Source organism: Brevibacillus migulae, assembly GCF_004521915.1.
Lineage (GTDB): Bacteria > Bacillota > Bacilli > Brevibacillales > Brevibacillaceae > Brevibacillus_F > Brevibacillus_F migulae.
On sequence record NZ_SDKD01000042.1, the window covers coordinates 1 to 18,470 of the forward strand.

Sequence of the window (18,470 nt, forward strand, 5' to 3'; positions counted from 1 at the left end):
TCCGGCGAACCTGGGTCAATTTTAACCCGGCGGTGACAGGAATTATTGACTTTAGATTTGTTGGCACTTTTTTGCATCACAATGCAAAAACGGAAGAATAAATAGGTGATAAGTTATTAGGTAAGTACCCCAGCTGTAAGCACGCGAATTTAATTTATAGAATACCGAGAATTATGCTGCCTTATTATAGACTCGTATCAACTCACCGCGTCGAATAGTGTGTTTTAACTGCCATGCCCCGCCTCCACCAATACATATCAAGGTACACCGCTCGAATTGTGAGTGGTGTTTTTTATTGCAAAAAATTCCTACCTTAGTATCGCTGAATGGAGGCCATCACTTAAGGGTGAATAGTTTTTCAATTGTGAATGTACCAATAATTGCATAAACTATTCAATAACAACGAGTTTTTAAAAAGAGGAGTGAAGGCGATGGTTCACGGTACGGTGAAAAAAAGAGTGGAAACAAGCCGCTTACTAACTTCTTACCTTGAAGCGGGAGACTCAGCCCAACAACCTGTCCTTCTCATTCATGGGAATGTTTCTTCCAATCTCTTTTGGGAAGAGACGCTGGAAGCATTATCGCCATCCTATTGGGTGCTGGCTCCAGACCTGCGGGGTTATGGTGAATCGGAGGAGAAAGAAGTAGATGCGACGCGAGGAGTGAGTGATTGGGCGGATGATCTGCGTGCACTTGTCACAGCATTGCGCATTGAAGCCCCGATACATCTGGTCGGTTGGTCGCTTGGGGGTGGAGTGGTTATGCAATACGCAATCGATTATCCTGAGTCGGTTGCTTCGTTAACCCTGATCAATCCTGTTTCTCCGTTTGGTTTTGGAGGGACGAAAGACGAAAAAGGAACCCCTTGTTATTCCAATTTCGCAGGCTCGGGCGGAGGTACGGCCAATCCGGAATTTGTTGATCTTTTAAAAAGTGGGGATCGTTCCGCGGAAAAACCAAACAGCCCGCTAAATGTGATGAATCATTACTATTTCAAAGCTCCTTTTACCGTAGCGGCAGAAAGAGAAGAGAAGCTCGTCACTTCCATGCTGTTAACAAAAGTAGGCGAAGCTCATTATCCCGGTACGTTTCAACCTTGTGAAGAGTGGCCCGGAGTAGTGCCAGGCGCAAAAGGTTTTAACAATGCGATCGCGCCGAAGTATTTTAATCTTTCCAGCATTGCTGAGATTGAACCGAAACCGCCGATTTTATGGCTGCGGGGGGCTGAAGATTCGATTGTATCCGATCGCTCGTTTTTTGATTTTGGCTTTTTGGGGCAACAAGGATACGTTCCCGGATGGCCAGGTGAAGACATTTATCCTCCTCAACCCATGGTGAAACAGACCAGATATGTATTGGAAAACTATAAAAGAAACGGCGGAAGTTATGAAGAATATGTCGTAGAGCAAGCCGGTCATTCGCCCCACATTGAAAAACCCTTAGAAGTACACGGAAAAATTCTGCAATTCCTGCAAAGCCGTCCATAATAAAAGTACAGGGGAGATGAGACAGACTTTGACAAATCAGGGAATCAAATTGCGCTATGAAGTGGAAGGAGAAGGCCCCGATGTGGTACTGATTCACGGGCTGGGTCAAAGACTGGAAGATTGGACACTGCAAAAGGAAGCGCTGATAAAGAATGGCTTCCGAGTGCTAAGCTATGATTTAAGAGGCCACGGAGAATCGGCATGGCGCGGGGAAGAGGTAAACATTGATACGTATGCTGATGATCTGAACCAGCTTTTCCAGGAGCTGTCGATTGAAAAGGCTCACCTAGTCGGTTTGTCTATGGGCGGAGCTATCGCCCAAGCCTTTTATCGAGCATTTTCGGAAAAGGTGGAAAGCTTGGTGCTGGCAGCAACGTTTTCCTATTTTCCGGAACCAGTCAAGCAGGCTAGCTTGGAGAGCCGATTGCCATACCTAGACCAGGGGAAAATGGAGGAATTGGCCGAATTCATTGCCAGGCGATCTTTTACCGAGAAAGCCCCTGTCCAGTTGATTGAGAACACAAAAAAGGTGATTGCGGCCAATGATCCCACGGCCTATCGTGCTTCGATGATTGCCTCTGTCAATGCGGATAGCAGAGACATTTTGGCAAAAATCAGCTTGCCGGTTTTAATCATCGTTGGAGAAGGCGACCTGACCACCCCTGTGGAGTATAGCCGGTATCTGCACCAGCATATTGAAGCATCCCAATTGGTGATCATACCGGAGGCAAGGCATATCTGCACACAAGAAAGACCCGAACCATTCAATCAAGCCTTGCTTGCCTTTTTACACAAAGTGGAAGAGGGGTAGATACTCACTTGAGCGACTGTGCCGCAGCCCTAAACAGTAGGGAAAGGTTGCTGCTGCTAATCGTGGGTTTGAACCGCCACTACCCGCCTCCACCACATACATATATTCTTGAAGCCACCTGATTAAGGTGGTTTTTTTTGTTTTCCACCGTTCATACTGAGTTCATCGTCATCATGTATGATTGATTTACAAGCAGAAACGACATGCCGTTTCATAGCAAATCGCATGTGATTCGGTACGTAATACGTAAATAGGAGTGGGAATCCGGATGAAACCTGTACAAAAACCGGGAAAATGGCGCCTGTTTTATGATCTGATCAGGCAAACAAAGCCTTCCAAATGGCTGGTAAGCGTAGCGCTGCTCATGAGTGTGGCCACAACCATCGTAGGGCTTGCCATACCGATGGTCACAAGTAATCTCGTGGACAGCTTTTCGCTTGCTTCCATCAATGCGCTGCAAATCGCTGGTATGGTTGCTGCCTTTATCGGGCAGGCAGTCGCATTAGGGATGTCAACTTATTTATTAAACCATGTCGGACAGCATGTCGTCGCCAGCCTGCGGGATCGATTATGGAAAAAGCTTCTTGTCTTGCCGGTGGAATATTATGATAATCATCAGACAGGGGAAACCATGAGCCGGATGACAAACGACACAGCTGTGGTGAAGGAACTGATTACCGAGCATGTTGCCAACTTTTTGACCGGGATCATCGCTATCATCGGATCGGTTACCGTGCTGTTGTATCTTGATTGGAAAATGACCTTGATTATGCTGATTACGGTTCCACTTGCACTTGCCGTTCTTTTGCCGCTTGGACGCCAAATGCATAAGATCTCCAGAGGGCTGCAGGATGAAACGGCCCAATTTACGACTATTTTGAATCAGGTGCTATCGGAAATCCGGCTGGTGAAGGCATCCAATGCAGAAGCAAATGAGTACGAGAGCGGGAAAAAAGGCATTACCAATCTATTGCAATACGGTTTAAAAGAGGCGAAAATCCATGCGCTGATATCCCCGATTATTTCATTCGTGATCACGATGCTGCTGGTCATTATCATCGGATACGGAGGGATGCGGGTGACAACAGGTGCACTGACGGCTGGGGATTTGGTTGCCTTTATCATGTACCTGATTCAGATTGTCATTCCGCTGAGTAAATTGACCATGTTCTTTACGCAGCTGCAAAAAGCGGTGGGAGCGACTGAAAGATTGATTGAGATGCTTGAATCCAGGGAAGAAGACTTTACGTCGGGGCGAAGCGTGCAGGATGCGAATCAGCCAATCGCGGTAGAACGGGTGACATTTGCCTATCAGAACGGTGAAAATAGATTGAAGGACGTGAGTTTTACGGTAAAACCGGGAAAGGTAACCGCGATTGTCGGACCAAGCGGTAGCGGAAAAACCACACTCTTTTCCCTCTTCGAAAGATTTTATCATCCACAGCGCGGCACAATCAGGTTAGGAGCAGATCCCATCGACGAATTTACCCTGCGTTCATGGAGATGCCAGATTGGCTATGTGTCCCAGGAGAGTCCGCTCATTGCCGGAACCATTCGAGACAACATTTGCTACGGCATGGATCGGGAAATTACGGACGAGGAACTTCAGAAAGCCGCTGAAATGGCTTATGCTCATGAATTTATCGAGGAGCTTCCCCACAAATACGATACAGAAGTAGGGGAGAGAGGAATCAAGTTATCCGGAGGACAACGTCAGAGAATCGCGATCGCACGGGCGTTGTTGCGAGATCCCAAAATCTTGATGCTGGATGAAGCTACGTCAAGCTTGGACAGCAAATCCGAGATTATCGTGCAAAAAGCGCTGCAAAATTTAATGAAAGGACGGACGACACTCGTGATTGCCCACCGCCTTTCTACCGTAGTGGACGCTGACCATATTTTGTTTATGGAAAAAGGAGAGATTACAGGCAGTGGAACACATGAAGAGCTTTTTCACACGCACGCCATGTACCGCGAATTTGCCACTCAGCAATTGCGCATGAAGGAGCTTGTGTAAAGGGGTGTACGCATCAAAATGACAAATATATTGATCGTGGACGACGATCCGCACATCCGGGAACTGATCAGTCTGTTTTTGGATAAGGAAGGTTTTGACATCCATGAAGCTACGGATGGAGTAAAAGCGCTGGCCATGATGGAGTCGATGAAAGTGGATATGGTCATTTTGGATATCATGATGCCCAACATGGATGGCTGGGCGTTGTGCAAAGAGCTGAGGAAGAAATACGAAATCCCGCTGCTCATGCTGACAGCGATAGGGGAAACGACTCAAAAAGTGAAGGGCTTCGAGCTTGGAACGGACGATTATCTGGTCAAACCGTTTGAACCGCTTGAGCTTGTGGCAAGAGTGAAAGCGTTGCTGAAACGATACCGAATTGCGACGTCACAGCGCGTGCAAATAGGTGAACTCGTGCTTGATCGTAAAACCTTTGAAATCTCGGTCGACGGGAAAAGCATGACGCTTCCGCGAAAAGAATTCGACCTGTTGTTCAAGCTGGCCAGTTATCCGGGCAAAACCTTCTCCCGCGAGCAATTGATTGAACAAATATGGGGCTATCACTATGAAGGAGATGAGCGGACGGTGGATGTCCACATTAAACGATTGCGGGAACGGTTTCCCGAGGAGCAGCATTCGTTTCGGATCAGCACGATTCGAGGGCTGGGATATCGCCTGGAGGTTCGTTTATGAGGATAAGGCGTGTTTCACGCAAGCTGGCGGGCGTAATCGGATTTCAGATTGTCATTAGCGGCTGCTTTTCTGCCGCTTTTTTCGCTACGTCTTTGCTCTATGACAGCATCAGCATGTATCCGTCTGCGTTCATGAGACAGCTCATCAATGCATGGGTCGGATTTTTCCTTTTTGTTTTTGCAATGTTCTTTATTGGACGGTTGATGCACCCAAAGCGGTTAGCGGCGTTTCAACCGATGGTAGAGGCGATCAGACGGATGGCGAAAGGCGATTTTAATGTGGCCCTGAACATACATGTGGAGGAAAATCATCCAATCGGAGAACTGGCCAAAAGCATCAATGATATGGCGGTCGAACTAAGAGAGCTAGAGCGAATGCGCCAGGAGTTTATCTCGAATGTATCGCATGAAATTCAGTCACCACTCACGTCGATCAGCGGATTTGCTCGGGCACTGCAAAATGATGAGCTCAGCCCTCCGGAACGCAATCATTATCTTTCTATCATTGAGAAGGAAAGCTTTCGGTTGTCGAAGTTGAGCGAAAACTTATTGAAGTTGACTTCACTTGAATCCGACCACCATCCGTTTGAGCGAAAATCATATCGCTTGGATAAACAGCTGCGCGATATTGTCCTGTCCTATGAGCCACAATGGATGGAAAAAGAGATAGAGATGGATGTTTCGCTTGAGAAAGTCAATCTGGTTGCGGATGAAGATTTATTGAGCCAGGTATGGATAAATCTGCTCAACAACGCGATTAAATTTACGCCGGATAAAGGCACCATCGGCATTCATTTGCAGCAATGCGAAGATGAAGTCGTTGTCCGTATTTCGGATACCGGGATCGGCATCGCAGAGATCGATCAGAAACATATTTTTGAGCGTTTCTATAAAGCGGACAAATCACGGAACCGTATCAATAGCGGAAGCGGATTGGGGCTTTCGATCGTGAAAAAAATTGTCGACATGCATAAAGGGAGCATATGCGTGCAAAGCGAGCTTGAAAAGGGGAGTGTATTTACTGTTTCTTTGCCAATGAAGAAGCAGCTATGAACCTTTAACGGAGAAATAGTAGATTTGGATTGCCAAGAACCGCCTCAACCATACATAATCAGGGGAACCTTACAACGGCAACTACGACCTAAAACACGAAAAGTACCCACGCAATGATGCGGACTTTTTGTGTTGGTTAGTTAAATTGGGAAGACTGTTACCTTGAAAATAGGAGTTCTGCCTTTCGAACCCAGCTGAAGGGTTTCGAAAATTGCGGGCACTCGCTATTTTTTTGCGCGCCGCGTCTACTGACATTACGTATAATGTCAGTAGTGAATTTGAACTGAACTACAATTCCTTCTCAGAGGAGAACACGATGCGATGGATCAAATGCAAGGTGTGATTAGAAGCGCCCAGCAATTGCTAAAGAAGCTGCCAGATCCGATTTACATCACGGATCTGAATGATCGAATGATATGGAATAATGATGCTTTTCAACAACTCTATGGCAAAGGGACGGACTTGATTCAACACCTTACGATCAGCGGGAGTATTGAAAAAGTCAGCATACAGAACGATGCAAATGAATTGATCGGATTCACTGTCTTAGTGAAGGACAGTGTGAGGAATGGTTCAACTGATCAATTAGCTTTACTACCTGATGAGAACTTTCGAATTGTTGCCGAGAATACATCAGACACGATCATTTTAGTCGATAAAGAGATCGTTATTCGCTATGTGTCTCCTTCCATTAAGACATTAACAGGATACGATGTCGACGTTTATAAAAGGTTGAATGCAGCCGAAATTATCCACCAGGAAGATCTGAACCGTGTGCGTTCGTCACTCGAGCAGGCTGTACAGTCGAAAGAGCCGATGGAATTGGAGTATAGGCTGATTCACGCTAAAGGAAATGTGGTTCATATTGAAGTACGGTTAACGCCGGTCTCTAACGGCGAAGGTGATGTAGAGTACGTTGTAGCAGTTGCCAGAAATGTGACGGAACGGAAAAAGAAAGAGGAATTACTGGAAAATATTTTGGATAATGTAAACGCCGCAGTCTTGTCTCCAGCTAAAGATTTTACCCATTACACGTTTTGTTCCCGAAGCATAGAGAAAATAGTTGGGTTATCCAGGGATGAAGTCATGTCCAATCCCATTCGTGTCCATGACCACATCCACCCGGAGGATAACGATGTGCTCATGGGAGAAGTCAAACGTAAGCTGGACATGGGGATGCCGGTTGAACAGGTAGTTCGATTCATTCACGTTCCTGACGAAATCAGATGGGCCAAATTCTTTATTCATCCCCATCTGGATCAAGCGGGTGTGGTTGAACGATTCGATAGCATCTTATTGGATATTACCGAGAAAAAACGTTCGGAAATGGCATTGGAGGAGAGCGAACAGAGGTATAAGTCTTTGTTTGAAAACAATTTGGACGGCGTATTTTCTATCGAATTAAATGGTTTTTATTTTGTAAATGCCAATCGGTCTTTTGAAAGAATCACCGGTATCCAATTAGAGAAGCTTCCGGATCGCTGCTTTATGGGGTTAATTGTGGATGAAGATCATCCTCTGGTATATGAAGCAATCTTCCATGTCATGAAAACACGAGAACCGAGGGATATTGAATGCCGCATCACAAGGTCCGAGCACGGCGAGAAGATTGTAAGTATTACTTTTGTACCCATCTTTCTTTCCGGGGAGTTAATCGGGATACATGGAATCGTAAAGGATATTACACAACGGAAAAAAGAAGAGCGGGAGTTGATCCAAAGCGAGGAGAGATATAAAACACTACAGCAAAGTTTAAATCGTTTCTCCCATGATCTGGTCAACGTCATGAAAGTATCAGAGCTTGAGAACCGACTCATGGAAGAAGTAAAGTCAGTGTTCCCGGTTACAAGTGTATCCATTGAAGAAATACCGCGCGAACAGGAACATGGCTTGATGAATACGTCTGAAAGATGGATCAAAATCGCAGAGAAGCAGAACCCTGTCTATTTACGCATCGCAATGGATCATGTCATGCTAAAGATTGAGGAAGAATGGCTTGAAACGGCGTGTCATTACGTCACCATCCTGTATGACAATCTGCATCTGATTGAAGATTTGATGAAGCGGCTTGAAGACATGGTAACAAAAAATGTGACGCCCAAATGGATGCTTAAACTATTATTTAAGCTATCGGAGAAGGAAAGAGCCTCGCTATCCAGTGACCTGCACGATTCGGTGCTTCAGGATCTGATCATCTGGTATCGAAAACTTGAATCGTTGCGTTCCTCTGCTGCATTTGCCAAGGAAACGCAAGATGAGCTTGAACAAATTGAAGAGGGACTGCTAGATGCCATCCATCAACTCCGCATCACCTGCAACGAGCTGCGACCCCCATTTCTTCTAAAAATGGGTCTGGTCGAATCATTGAAAAGCCTTTTTTCATATACGCTTATGTTTTCTAATTATGAGATCGACTTCTTGACGGAACAATTTAATTGTTCGTTAAACGAGGATCAAATTTTAGGGCTCTATCGGATCGTACAGGAGCTGCTAAATAATGCAACGAAGCACTCGCAGGCAAATAAGGTGACGATATCGCTTGCTTGCAAGGAAGACCATATGTATTTCACCTACTCGGACGATGGAGTGGGAATGGATCTATCCGCTTTTGAAGGTTCGTTCCAACATATGGGGATTACAGGCATTGAAAAAAGGGTTCTCAGTTTAGAAGGGGAAGTGAAACTGAAATCCGCTTTACAAGAAGGGTTACAAGTAAACATTTCTATACCATTACATACACAAAGGTGAACGCTATGGAAATATTATTGGTTGACGATCACAGGTCGGTGGTTGAAGGGACAAAAATGTTGATTGAATCCGAACCAGACATGAATGTCACGATCGAGACGGATGTGTATTATGTGCCGGATTTGGCCCGACTAAAGAAATTTGATGTCATGCTATTTGATTTATACATGCCAAATATCAACGGAGCGGATTTGGCGCGTAAAGTGCTAGAATATGTGCCCGATGCGGTCATTCTCATTTATTCCGGGTTTGACATTGCCCCACATTTCAATTTGCTTATGGAATCGGGTGTCTCCGGCTTTATAGCGAAAACCTCCACACGTGAACAATTAATCCAGGCCATACGCTGCGCAGCGAGAAAAGAGGCGATTGTTCCCATGCAGCTCCTCAAACAGCTAAGGCGCCAGGAAATTGTGTTGCTCGGCGAAAAGGAAAGTGATAACTCCACGATTACGAGCGAAGAAGAAAAACTGCTGCGAGAATTGGCGAAAGGGAAAAGCAATAAAGAGATCTCGAAAACGCTGATGATCAGCCAACGAAAATTGGAATATAGTATCACAGCCTTATTCGATAAATTACGCGTCAACTCAAGGGTTGAGGTCATTAAAAAAGCCAAGAGCTTAGGAATACTGCCAAGTGAAGATTTATATTGACGAGGATGATAGGCCGGTAGTTACCGGCCATTTTTATTTATAAAAAGCTGAATCCGGATTTGCGTGAAGACCGCAATCTTTTGCGTTGAGTTTGTCATTTTTTGCGCGTTACAAGATCTTCTATCACGATAAGATGATTCCAGACAAAAAGCAAAAACGAAAATTTACTTCAGAGGAGAATCAAAGATGAAGGTATTATTACGTGTCGTTGTCTATGTCATGACGTTCGTTATCCTTTTCGGAGGGGTCGGGGCGTTTGGGTATGTGCGCTCCAATCAGGGTTATTGGATTCCGACCCGGCAAACACCATTGCCTGCTTCGCTGGGCGTGAGTACGCCTGCACATGACCCGAAAAAACCTACAGTGGCTGTCCTTTTATCCAATCCGACGACAGAAGTGTTTGATTTTATGGTTCCGTATGAAATGTTCGCGATGACGGACGCCTATAACGTTTATGCAGTCGCCCCGGACAAAAACATGAAAACACTCTCTGGCGGTCTAGATCTATTGCCGCACTATTCATTTGATGAGCTGGATCGCTTATTAGGCAAAAGCCCCGACCTGATTGTGATTCCGGCCATGCCTATGGTTGACGAGGACAAGTATAAACCTGTCCGGGAATGGATACAGAAACATGCGGATACGAAGCTGTTAAGCATTTGCGCTGGGGCATTGAATCTGGCCGATACAGGTTTATTAAGAGGGAAAGAAGCAACCACGGACTGGAAAAGCTTTGATTATCAAGAAATCAATCAATATCCGGAAACAGACTGGAGAAGGGATCTGCGCTTTGTCGCAGACGGGAATATCGTTTCCTCAGCTGGTCTCACTTCAGGAATCGATGCCGTCCTCTATGTGATCTCACAGCAATTAGGGGAACCGATGGCGGAGAAACTCGCGAAAGAGATGAACTACCCTTCCTATCATTTTGTGAAAAATCCGAAGGTTGACCCTCATTATGTGGATCGCACCGAATTGATTTTTACGTTCAATCAAGCCTTCCAATGGAACAAAAAAAGCACAGGGGTCTTGCTGTATAACGGGATGGATGACGGGGCACTCTCGGCGATATTTGATACGTATGCCGCTTCTGGAACCGCAAAGGTGTACACCATCTCCGACGCCCAGCAGCCGATCGTTACGAAATATCACCTCAACCTGGTCGCCCGCTATCAAATGGCGAATGCGCCGAAGCTGGATCGCCTGTTCGTTTCGGGAGTAGAGGCGCAGACCTTGGCTGCGGAAGAGATCAAACAGTGGAACGAAAAGGGAAACAACGTGGCGCCTGCGTTCATTCACAGAGGCACCGCAGACCGATTCATCTTTGACGCTCCGCTTGAAGATTTGGCCAAGCAGGAGGACGTCCTCACGGCAAAATATGGTACCAAGCGATTGGAATATCGTGCCACCAATCTACGATTCGAAGGCAGCCCGTTTTCCTATGAAGCATTTGGTATACCTGTTCTGCTTGTTTTAGCGGCATTGCTCATTGCTTTCTGTATCGATAGACGATTCATTCGAAAAGGGAAGAGAGGCCGTCATCAACCAGTAACGCGTTGATAAAGGATCGGTACGATAACAAACCAGGAGGATGACTACATGAATAGTCTTGAACAAGCAATCTCACTCGGACCCGTTCTCACGAAAATCTTTTGTGAGGAAGACTTTATGGTGGCAGTTACGGACACCGAGAAGTACGTTTACTATTCCCCATCAAAATCACTGAATGCTCCGATTGCGATCGGGCAGCCTTTTCTGGATTATGACTTGTTTGGGAATATAAAGAAAACCATGGATCGGGTGGAGCAGATTGCCCCACCCGAATATGGGCCGCCGTTTAAAGCAATCGGCTATCCGTTGTTCGATGAAAAGGGAGAATGGATCGGCTGCCTCGGATTTGGAATCAGCTTGCACAAGGAATATTTGCTGAAGGATATTATCGGGAAATTGGATCGGATGTCCAATACGATCGCGGATCAAACGCATTCGATCACAGCCCACGCGGAACAACTCTCGGCAACGATTCAAGAAATATCGTCTACATCCGCATTGAATTTGCAGAATACGGAGAATATGGACAGCGTCATTTCGTTTATCCATAGCGTTGCGCAGCAATCGAATCTGCTTGGCCTGAATGCGGCGATTGAGGCGGCCCGAGCCGGCGAATATGGGAAAACCTTTTCGGTGGTTGCAACGGAAATCCGAAAATTATCTCATCATTCTGATGAGGCTTCGAAAAAAATCGGTGCTTTTTTACAACAAATGAAAAGCTCCATTATCGGCATGAACGACAGCATCAATGATATCAGTCAATCTTCTAGTGATTTGGCAGCTCACTCGGAGTTATTCACGAGACTGACGGAAGAATTAAATCAGTTAAGCGACACCTTGAACAGTTTTGTTACGGATTTGTTAAAACCTAAATCCTGACAAGGGATCATTGCTGCGTCTGTCCAGGTGACGAGCATCAGTCTATGTATGCTGGAAAAAGCTCGGAGTCAAGAGGCGACATTTCCGGGAGGAGAATAAACGTATGACCACATTGCCACAGGACCATGACCCAAAATCAAATGCTTGGACAGCAGAACTGAATACGGAATGTATCGTTTTTGGACAATTCGGCATCCAAGCAAAGAAGGGGATGAACCCTACGGGATATATCGAACAATTCCTCAAAGCTTTTCATGCTCCCAATGGACCAGCACATGTAGATCGAGCTGTTCATCAAGATATTGATGAATACGTCAACCATATCTTCTTGGCTTATTGGGATAATAAAGAAGCATTCGAGAAATGGAATTTGAGTTCCTCTAATGGAAAATATTGGAGTGAAACTGCGAGCCCTATAGCACAAGATATTGGGCTTTGGAGAGAAATCGTATTTATTTCTAACGATCATATGGAGACCCTCCATTCTGGCGAGAATTATGATAATGGAGTGTCGAATTTCTTGCCGTTAAAATATACAAAGGTTCATGAATATTGGGGCTCGATGAGGGATCGTATCCCGGCTTCAGCGCATGATAGCCTTGACACTGAGTACGATAAGAAAGTGCTAGAACCAGAAATCGGTGTGACGTTAGGAAAAAGAATCCGCGTATATCCACCGGATCATATCTGTTTGATTCGAACTGCGCAAAATTGGAGTCAATGCAGCGATGAAGAAAGAAAAACTTATCTAGATTTAGTGGAGCCTACCTTGCTAGAAGGCTCTGACTACATCAGGGAGAATCCATCGGAAACAGGGTGTTTATCATCGCGATTTGTTTACGAAGTCGATTTAGATGGGGATTCGCTTGATAAGTCGTGCACAATCGCGTACTTTTTATCTCTAGCACATCTAGAAGATTGGGCGAAGAGTCATCCCTCGCATCTGAAAATTTATCAGACATTTTTTGAAATGTTGAAGAAGCATAATTTTGCAACAGAGCTTGCCCTTTGGCATGAGGTATCTGTTCTAAGGACAGATCAAGTAATATTTGAATATATGAATTGTCATTCATCAACTGGCCTCTTAAAATTTGCACATCTATTTGGTCAGAAGTGATTGGATATCCAGCCGTGAAGGGGATGGCTCGCAACCTAATCAAAACATGTAAATAAAGTCGAATATAAATGCGTTGGCACGGATGGAAAATTAGAGAAGGCCATGAATGCGTAAACGGGTGAAAAGAAAGCTTGGGGGAATTTACGTGAAGGATTTCAGAGAAAGCAAGCTTCTCGTGTTTCGTTTGGGGATGGAAGAGTTTGGCATTTCTATCCATCAAGTTCGGTCGATTGAAATCCTTGGAGCATTTCGAACCGTTCCACAATTACCGGATTATATTTGCGGGATAGTAGATCTTCGCGGATCCATCATACCGATTGTTGATCTTCAATTTCTGTTAACAAATAGTAGGGCAAACGTCGTATCAGAGGGTAAAAGGATGGTTGTCCTTCAAACCCTGAAAGGATTAATGGGGTTCACTGTGGATGATGCCAAGGAAGTCATTGATGTCACGGAAGATATGCTCCAAGAAACATCTATATTCGTGAATGGCACAGAACACACGGCAAGGTTTGCAAAAATCGGCAAACAGTTAATCAGTGTGTTAGACGTTGATGAAATGCTGTTGGAGAAACGGTTTGAAGGCTCCAACGGAGTTCATGGCACCGACCAAGAGCTATCGGAAACAACCTATGTCTAATGTGCGTAAAAAAATATTGTGTATCCGAGCCGAACAAACCAGACATCTCACTTTAGGCTATTTCTACGAAATAGCCTATTCGAAATTCCCTGGCAGTCGTGTGTTTGCTTCTGATAGGTGTCACTTATGAGATTGTAAGTCTCCAAAGTCGAAAATAACGCATGATTTCCATTTTTGAACGAAGGGGTGAGGTGGAGTTGGATAAGATTGACTGCAGGAAGTTTTATTCAGAAGCGCGCTTCCAAATCATTAGCAATCAATTTAATGTGCTTATTGACCACATTACGGATGCAGTCGATGTTGTGGACATGAGTGGCCGTCTTATTAAGGTAAATAATGCATTTGAGCAAATGTATGGTTGGAAAGAGTCGGAGATCATTGGGCGTAAACTCCCGATTATTCCTAGCGACTTTTTGAGGGAAGCAGAGCACTTGCACGAAAGAGCCAAAAAAGGCGGAGTGGTTTCTGGGTATGAAACGATTCGTATGACCAAAGAGGGAACCCTGATTCATGTCCTGTTGACAATCTCACCTTTGGTCGATATGAAGGGTAACGTCTGCGGACATATCGGTATCTCGCGGGACATCACGGAGCAAAAAAAGTTAGTGAATGAGTTGACGTTCGTGGATCAACTCACGAAGCTCCCTAATCGAGCCTATTTTCGTGAGCGTTTTCAAGCAGAGCTTAGCAAGGGACAAGGCAACCAATATAAAGTGGCGCTCATCCTCGTAAATCTTGACCGATTCTCTTTGATCAATGAATCCTTTAGTCAGCTTGCCTCAGATCTCTTGCTCAAGGAGGCAGCGAACCGATTGATGATTTCGATTGGCACTGAACAATTATTGGCCAGATTGGGTGGTGATGAGTTCGCCATATTGTGTATGAATATCAGCCAAAAACGCGATGTCATCCAGCTTGTCCGCAAGATCTTGCGTCAATTGCAGTCACCCTTCCTCGTCGACGACCGAGAAGTGGATGTTACTGGGAGTATTGGGATAAGCGTATTCCCTCAAGACGGCCAAACGCTTGAGACATTGTTTAAAAATGCCAAGGCAGCGTTAAATCTCGCCAAGAGAGCTGGGGGCAACACATATCGCTTCTATGATAAAGAAGTCGTGATTTCCAAAGTGGATCGTTATCTGCTTGCAAGTGAATTGAAAAAGGCTGTCCGCCGTGGAGAATTAGAAGTGCATTATCAACCAATCGTAGAAGTAAAGCAGGGAATCCTTAGAGGATTTGAGGCGCTGGTAAGATGGAAACACCATCGAATGGGCTGGATATCACCGGTGGATTTTATCCCTCTCGCCGAAGAAACCGGATTAATCAATCCCATCGGTCTTTGGGTGATACGGAAAGCTTGTCATGATATGAAGGAGTTGCATCTTTTGCATGGGGTCCCCCATATGGTGGCTGTAAACTTGTCACCTCTGCAATTGGAAAATAAACAGCTAACCAAACAAATCCGAGAAATCCTTCGATCATCTGGACTAGAAGCGAACCGATTGGAACTCGAGATCACAGAGAGTGCTGTTGCTCAAAACGTAGAAACAGCGATTGAAACGCTGAAAGAGCTGCTTCAGATGGGGGTCCACATTTCGATTGATGATTTCGGGACAGGGTACTCATCCCTTAGTTATTTAAAACGATTGCCTTTTCATAACCTGAAAATTGACAAATCATTTATTCAAAGCGGAAAGGCGGAAGATGAAGCCATCCTGAATGCTGTCATCACGATGGCCCATGAATTACACAAGAAAGTGGTTGCTGAGGGGGTAGAAACGTTCGAGCAATTTGATTTGCTCAAGCGGCTCCATTTCGATTATTTTCAAGGTTACCTGGTTTCAAAGCCGATGCCCGTGGGTCTTCTTCCTCATTTTATAAGTGAGCATGCCTTCAAAATAACGGAAAAATCAGATGGTTTGGCAGGCAATGTAAGAGAGCTTATTTAAAAATAGTGAAAACTTGGATGCTCCGTTTACGAGTAGATTTTGAAAGAAAACTGTGGAGGTAAACAATGCTCGAAATATTGTCACACGAGGTGCTTCTAAACCAAAAAAAGTTGGAGCTGAAAAGAATTATTTCTGATATCTATAAATTGACGGACAGTGATTCTGTCGAGAGTGTAAAAAAACTAACGCTTTATCTCAATCAATTATTGAGGGTTCGGCCATTGACGCCACCTAGTTCAGAAATCATGATTTTTCTCAAGCACCATAAACCTTCGTTATATTACGCAACGAAATACGCAATTTCAAAAAGCAGTCATTTGACCATGCTTTTTGATATTCAAGGCGATGTTCAGGTTGCCCTGGAACGATTGGACGAATATTTTGGAGATCTATAGGCAAACCCCGACCAGTTGCCATCGATAAAAAATAGCCATCATGGAATTTGGCTTCTAAGGGTATATGAACGAGATTTCTAGCCCATGGCACGAATTCGAAATAGTAGTGGAAGGGCTCGATTCACACAAGAATTAGGGGATCAACAATGAAAAGGGAGAGCAGAAAAAATCATATTTGACCAAGGCCCGCGGTAATACGTGGGTTTTAATAAAAATATCAGATCGTATGCGTTATACGTATTAGATAATATTTGTGTCAGGTTAACTGACGGCAATTGACATGGATATTAACGCTGCTGGAAGTAGGTTTCATTTGTTCATCCATAGGGAATTATCAAGGTAACAACAATGACTTTACAAGGATGAATAAATATGAAAATGCTTTATCTCTATTATTATTTTTTGTTTGTTGCTGCGATTACAATCGCGTATCATACGTTTTCTGACTACTTGTTCGATTGGAATTATGCCAAAGCATATGGATTATATTTGTTTTTTGCGCTTCTCTATTATCATCTCCGGATAATTAGCCAGAAGGGTAAATATACGATGGATTTTGGCATCAATTATCAATTATCTTTTGGAATAATGATGACTCCATGCGGATTATTTCTATATGAACTGGTCTATCGGTTGATTATTTCCGTATATAGAAAATCGAAAGGAATCGCAGATTCAACAGAATGGGTAGACTCATTTTTCAATGTCGGTTCTGTTGTTCTGTTTAACTCGGTTGGGTTTTATTTATACGGGAAACTGATGCCTTCTTTGCAAGATCATGTCCTATTTTATTGGATTTCCTTTTTTGCCATTACTGCCGTTAGTGCATTGGTTTCCGATATCTTGATTATTTTTGCATTCGTTTTAGATAAACAAATCAAGACGGTTAAAGAAGCTATTGTGTTTATTAGAACGAGAAACTTGATGGACTTAGCTACAAACGCCATTACAAATGCTTTACTTGCACAATTTCTAATGGAACATAATTGGAAAGTATTGATCGGGCTGTTTCTGCTTAGTTATCTTGTCAATCAATCTTTTCGAATCAAGGCTCAAAGCATCGAAGACAAACTGGAGCGAGACAAATTTAAAGAAATGGCTTACACGGACTATCTGACTGGTGCCTATAATCGTGCTTATATGGCCATACAGATTGAGAAATTGAACGAGAATAAGGAAAGCATGGGAATCGTGGTAGCAGATATAGATCATTTTAAGCAATTTAATGATAGCTACAATCATTTTATCGGAGACCGTGTCATTCAGCACTTTGCAGAAATCGTCAAGAGCCGAATGCAAGGGGATGATTTGTTTTTTCGAACAGGCGGGGAAGAATTCACTCTTTTTTTAAGAAGGAAAACATTTGAAGAATGTGAGGAGCTGGTGGAAAGCATCCGTCTAGAAGTAGAACAAAGTACTGTCCAAGCTGAATTTGAAGGGGAACGAATTAAACTTGCTTTAACAGCTTCTTTCGGTTTTGTTTACTTAAATCATTGCGAACAAGTTTCCGTAGAAAAAGGTTATGTGCAAGCAGATGAATTACTCCTTGCTTCTAAACATTCTGGGAGAAATAGGGTAACCGTCGGTCAAATTCTATTATAGGCGGGGTAACGGGTACGAGAACTCAATAAACGGCGACAACATGGGCTGCCTGGTCAAGGATCAAGCGGCCTTGCCGCTTTAATGGGAAGTTATATTCGATGACAATCAGATCCATACAAAAACAAGGAACGAAAGCGAAATGATGAAATCAAACTGGGGGCGAATTTTTGCCCAATTTATCATTGCTACACGCTCTCCATTTTATTGGGGTACCCGGATGCGCAAATATTTAATTTTGATACGCAACCAATAAATGAAATCAGTTATGAGGACACGCTTCATTAGGTTGTTACGAAACGATTTCTTGATAATAGGCAATTCGTTCTTAAAGAACTATTTCACGATTGATGCACTTAATGCACGGTCGAAGCTGATGCTTCACGACAGATAGTGCTAAGAATCCGCAGTTGAAAAATTGCTTGGTTTGTAGAAGGGCTGATTTGTGAACTGTTCCGTGAACGAATCAAAAATCTATGTGAATGGGGAGGACCTCATCTTTTTGGTGAGGTTTTTTATTTTGACGCAGGGTATGTATTGGAATGCCTGGTTTACTAAAAGTCATGCAAGATGTGTGGGTATATTTACTAGTAAACTTTCTTACTCGCTATTGTGTCTTCTGTGTATAGGATGGGGTTAACATGCAAAAACTTTTTTTCATTATCGTGTTTACGATGTTCATGATTCAAGGATGTGGTCAAGAAGAAATGAAGCTGGACGATAACAAGCTGATAGGCTTAAGTGAAGAGACTGTTTCGAAGATGTATGTTGGACACATACTCCCTGCAAGCGGTTTTGAATACCACACCGCCGATAAAGAACAAATGAATAGGGCAATTGTCAACGCCGGAATTAATTTGACCCACTAGCGCCGGGATA

At 44.0% G+C, this 18,470-nt stretch carries 15 protein-coding genes; all 15 read left to right on the forward strand.

Annotated features, from left to right (window positions below):
- The first annotated feature begins 431 nt into the window (after positions 1 to 431).
- Entirely contained in the window at positions 432 to 1,487 is a 1,056-nt protein-coding gene (locus EIZ37_RS24950) for an alpha/beta hydrolase (RefSeq protein WP_134687475.1), read from the forward strand.
- Positions 1,488 to 1,503: 16 nt separating this feature from the next.
- Positions 1,504 to 2,298, forward strand: coding sequence for an alpha/beta fold hydrolase (locus EIZ37_RS24955; protein ID WP_134687476.1), 795 nt, complete (start codon positions 1,504 to 1,506; stop codon positions 2,296 to 2,298).
- 268 nt (positions 2,299 to 2,566) lie between these two features.
- On the forward strand, positions 2,567 to 4,315 hold the full coding sequence (locus EIZ37_RS24960) for an ABC transporter ATP-binding protein (protein ID WP_134687477.1): 1,749 nt from the start codon (positions 2,567 to 2,569) through the stop codon (positions 4,313 to 4,315).
- A gap of 18 nt (positions 4,316 to 4,333) precedes the next feature.
- Positions 4,334 to 5,008 carry a response regulator transcription factor gene (locus tag EIZ37_RS24965; RefSeq protein WP_134687478.1) on the forward strand — a complete coding sequence of 225 codons (675 nt, stop codon included), beginning with the start codon at positions 4,334 to 4,336 and terminating at the stop codon, positions 5,006 to 5,008.
- A complete protein-coding gene (locus EIZ37_RS24970; protein ID WP_134687479.1) occupies positions 5,005 to 6,060 on the forward strand; it encodes a sensor histidine kinase in 1,056 nt (351 codons plus the stop codon). Before EIZ37_RS24965 ends, EIZ37_RS24970 begins: the two co-directional genes overlap by 4 nt.
- 321 nt (positions 6,061 to 6,381) lie before the next feature.
- Positions 6,382 to 8,808 (forward strand): sensor histidine kinase, encoded by a 2,427-nt coding sequence (locus tag EIZ37_RS24975; RefSeq protein WP_235828223.1) that lies wholly within the window; start codon positions 6,382 to 6,384, stop codon positions 8,806 to 8,808.
- 5 nt (positions 8,809 to 8,813) lie between these two features.
- Positions 8,814 to 9,461 carry a response regulator transcription factor gene (locus tag EIZ37_RS24980; protein WP_134687480.1) on the forward strand — a complete coding sequence of 216 codons (648 nt, stop codon included), beginning with the start codon at positions 8,814 to 8,816 and terminating at the stop codon, positions 9,459 to 9,461.
- Between the two features lie 186 nt (positions 9,462 to 9,647).
- On the forward strand, positions 9,648 to 11,021 hold the full coding sequence (locus EIZ37_RS24985) for a DJ-1/PfpI family protein (protein WP_134687481.1): 1,374 nt from the start codon (positions 9,648 to 9,650) through the stop codon (positions 11,019 to 11,021).
- Positions 11,022 to 11,060: 39 nt separating this feature from the next.
- Entirely contained in the window at positions 11,061 to 11,891 is an 831-nt protein-coding gene (locus EIZ37_RS24990) for a methyl-accepting chemotaxis protein (protein WP_134687482.1), read from the forward strand.
- Positions 11,892 to 11,994: 103 nt separating this feature from the next.
- Positions 11,995 to 13,008, forward strand: a complete 1,014-nt coding sequence (locus tag EIZ37_RS24995; protein ID WP_134687483.1) for a phenylacetaldoxime dehydratase family protein — start codon at positions 11,995 to 11,997, stop codon at positions 13,006 to 13,008.
- Positions 13,009 to 13,114: 106 nt separating this feature from the next.
- A complete protein-coding gene (locus EIZ37_RS25000) occupies positions 13,115 to 13,648 on the forward strand; it encodes a chemotaxis protein CheW (protein ID WP_134687484.1) in 534 nt (177 codons plus the stop codon).
- 197 nt (positions 13,649 to 13,845) lie between these two features.
- Complete coding sequence (locus EIZ37_RS25005) at positions 13,846 to 15,597, forward strand: putative bifunctional diguanylate cyclase/phosphodiesterase (protein ID WP_167569123.1); 1,752 nt, start codon at positions 13,846 to 13,848, stop codon at positions 15,595 to 15,597.
- 65 nt (positions 15,598 to 15,662) lie between these two features.
- Complete coding sequence (locus EIZ37_RS25010) at positions 15,663 to 15,992, forward strand: hypothetical protein (protein WP_134687486.1); 330 nt, start codon at positions 15,663 to 15,665, stop codon at positions 15,990 to 15,992.
- 372 nt (positions 15,993 to 16,364) lie between these two features.
- Complete coding sequence (locus EIZ37_RS25015; RefSeq protein ID WP_134687487.1) at positions 16,365 to 17,594, forward strand: GGDEF domain-containing protein; 1,230 nt, start codon at positions 16,365 to 16,367, stop codon at positions 17,592 to 17,594.
- Positions 17,595 to 18,232: 638 nt separating this feature from the next.
- Complete coding sequence (locus EIZ37_RS25025) at positions 18,233 to 18,460, forward strand: hypothetical protein (protein ID WP_134687488.1); 228 nt, start codon at positions 18,233 to 18,235, stop codon at positions 18,458 to 18,460.
- Positions 18,461 to 18,470: the final 10 nt, after the last annotated feature.

Bases quoted from the DNA above. Each gene is read 5' to 3' on its own strand.
- EIZ37_RS24950 (WP_134687475.1), top strand. From the start codon at position 432: ATGGTTCACGGTACGGTGAAAAAAAGAGTGGAAACAAGCCGCTTACTA.
- EIZ37_RS24955 (WP_134687476.1), top strand. From the start codon at position 1,504: ATGAGACAGACTTTGACAAATCAGGGAATCAAATTGCGCTATGAAGTG.
- EIZ37_RS24960 (WP_134687477.1), top strand. From the start codon at position 2,567: ATGAAACCTGTACAAAAACCGGGAAAATGGCGCCTGTTTTATGATCTG.
- EIZ37_RS24965 (WP_134687478.1), top strand. From the start codon at position 4,334: ATGACAAATATATTGATCGTGGACGACGATCCGCACATCCGGGAACTG.
- EIZ37_RS24970 (WP_134687479.1), top strand. From the start codon at position 5,005: ATGAGGATAAGGCGTGTTTCACGCAAGCTGGCGGGCGTAATCGGATTT.
- EIZ37_RS24975 (WP_235828223.1), top strand. From the start codon at position 6,382: ATGGATCAAATGCAAGGTGTGATTAGAAGCGCCCAGCAATTGCTAAAG.
- EIZ37_RS24980 (WP_134687480.1), top strand. From the start codon at position 8,814: ATGGAAATATTATTGGTTGACGATCACAGGTCGGTGGTTGAAGGGACA.
- EIZ37_RS24985 (WP_134687481.1), top strand. From the start codon at position 9,648: ATGAAGGTATTATTACGTGTCGTTGTCTATGTCATGACGTTCGTTATC.
- EIZ37_RS24990 (WP_134687482.1), top strand. From the start codon at position 11,061: ATGAATAGTCTTGAACAAGCAATCTCACTCGGACCCGTTCTCACGAAA.
- EIZ37_RS24995 (WP_134687483.1), top strand. From the start codon at position 11,995: ATGACCACATTGCCACAGGACCATGACCCAAAATCAAATGCTTGGACA.
- EIZ37_RS25000 (WP_134687484.1), top strand. From the start codon at position 13,115: ATGCGTAAACGGGTGAAAAGAAAGCTTGGGGGAATTTACGTGAAGGAT.
- EIZ37_RS25010 (WP_134687486.1), top strand. From the start codon at position 15,663: ATGCTCGAAATATTGTCACACGAGGTGCTTCTAAACCAAAAAAAGTTG.
- EIZ37_RS25015 (WP_134687487.1), top strand. From the start codon at position 16,365: ATGAAAATGCTTTATCTCTATTATTATTTTTTGTTTGTTGCTGCGATT.
- EIZ37_RS25025 (WP_134687488.1), top strand. From the start codon at position 18,233: ATGCAAAAACTTTTTTTCATTATCGTGTTTACGATGTTCATGATTCAA.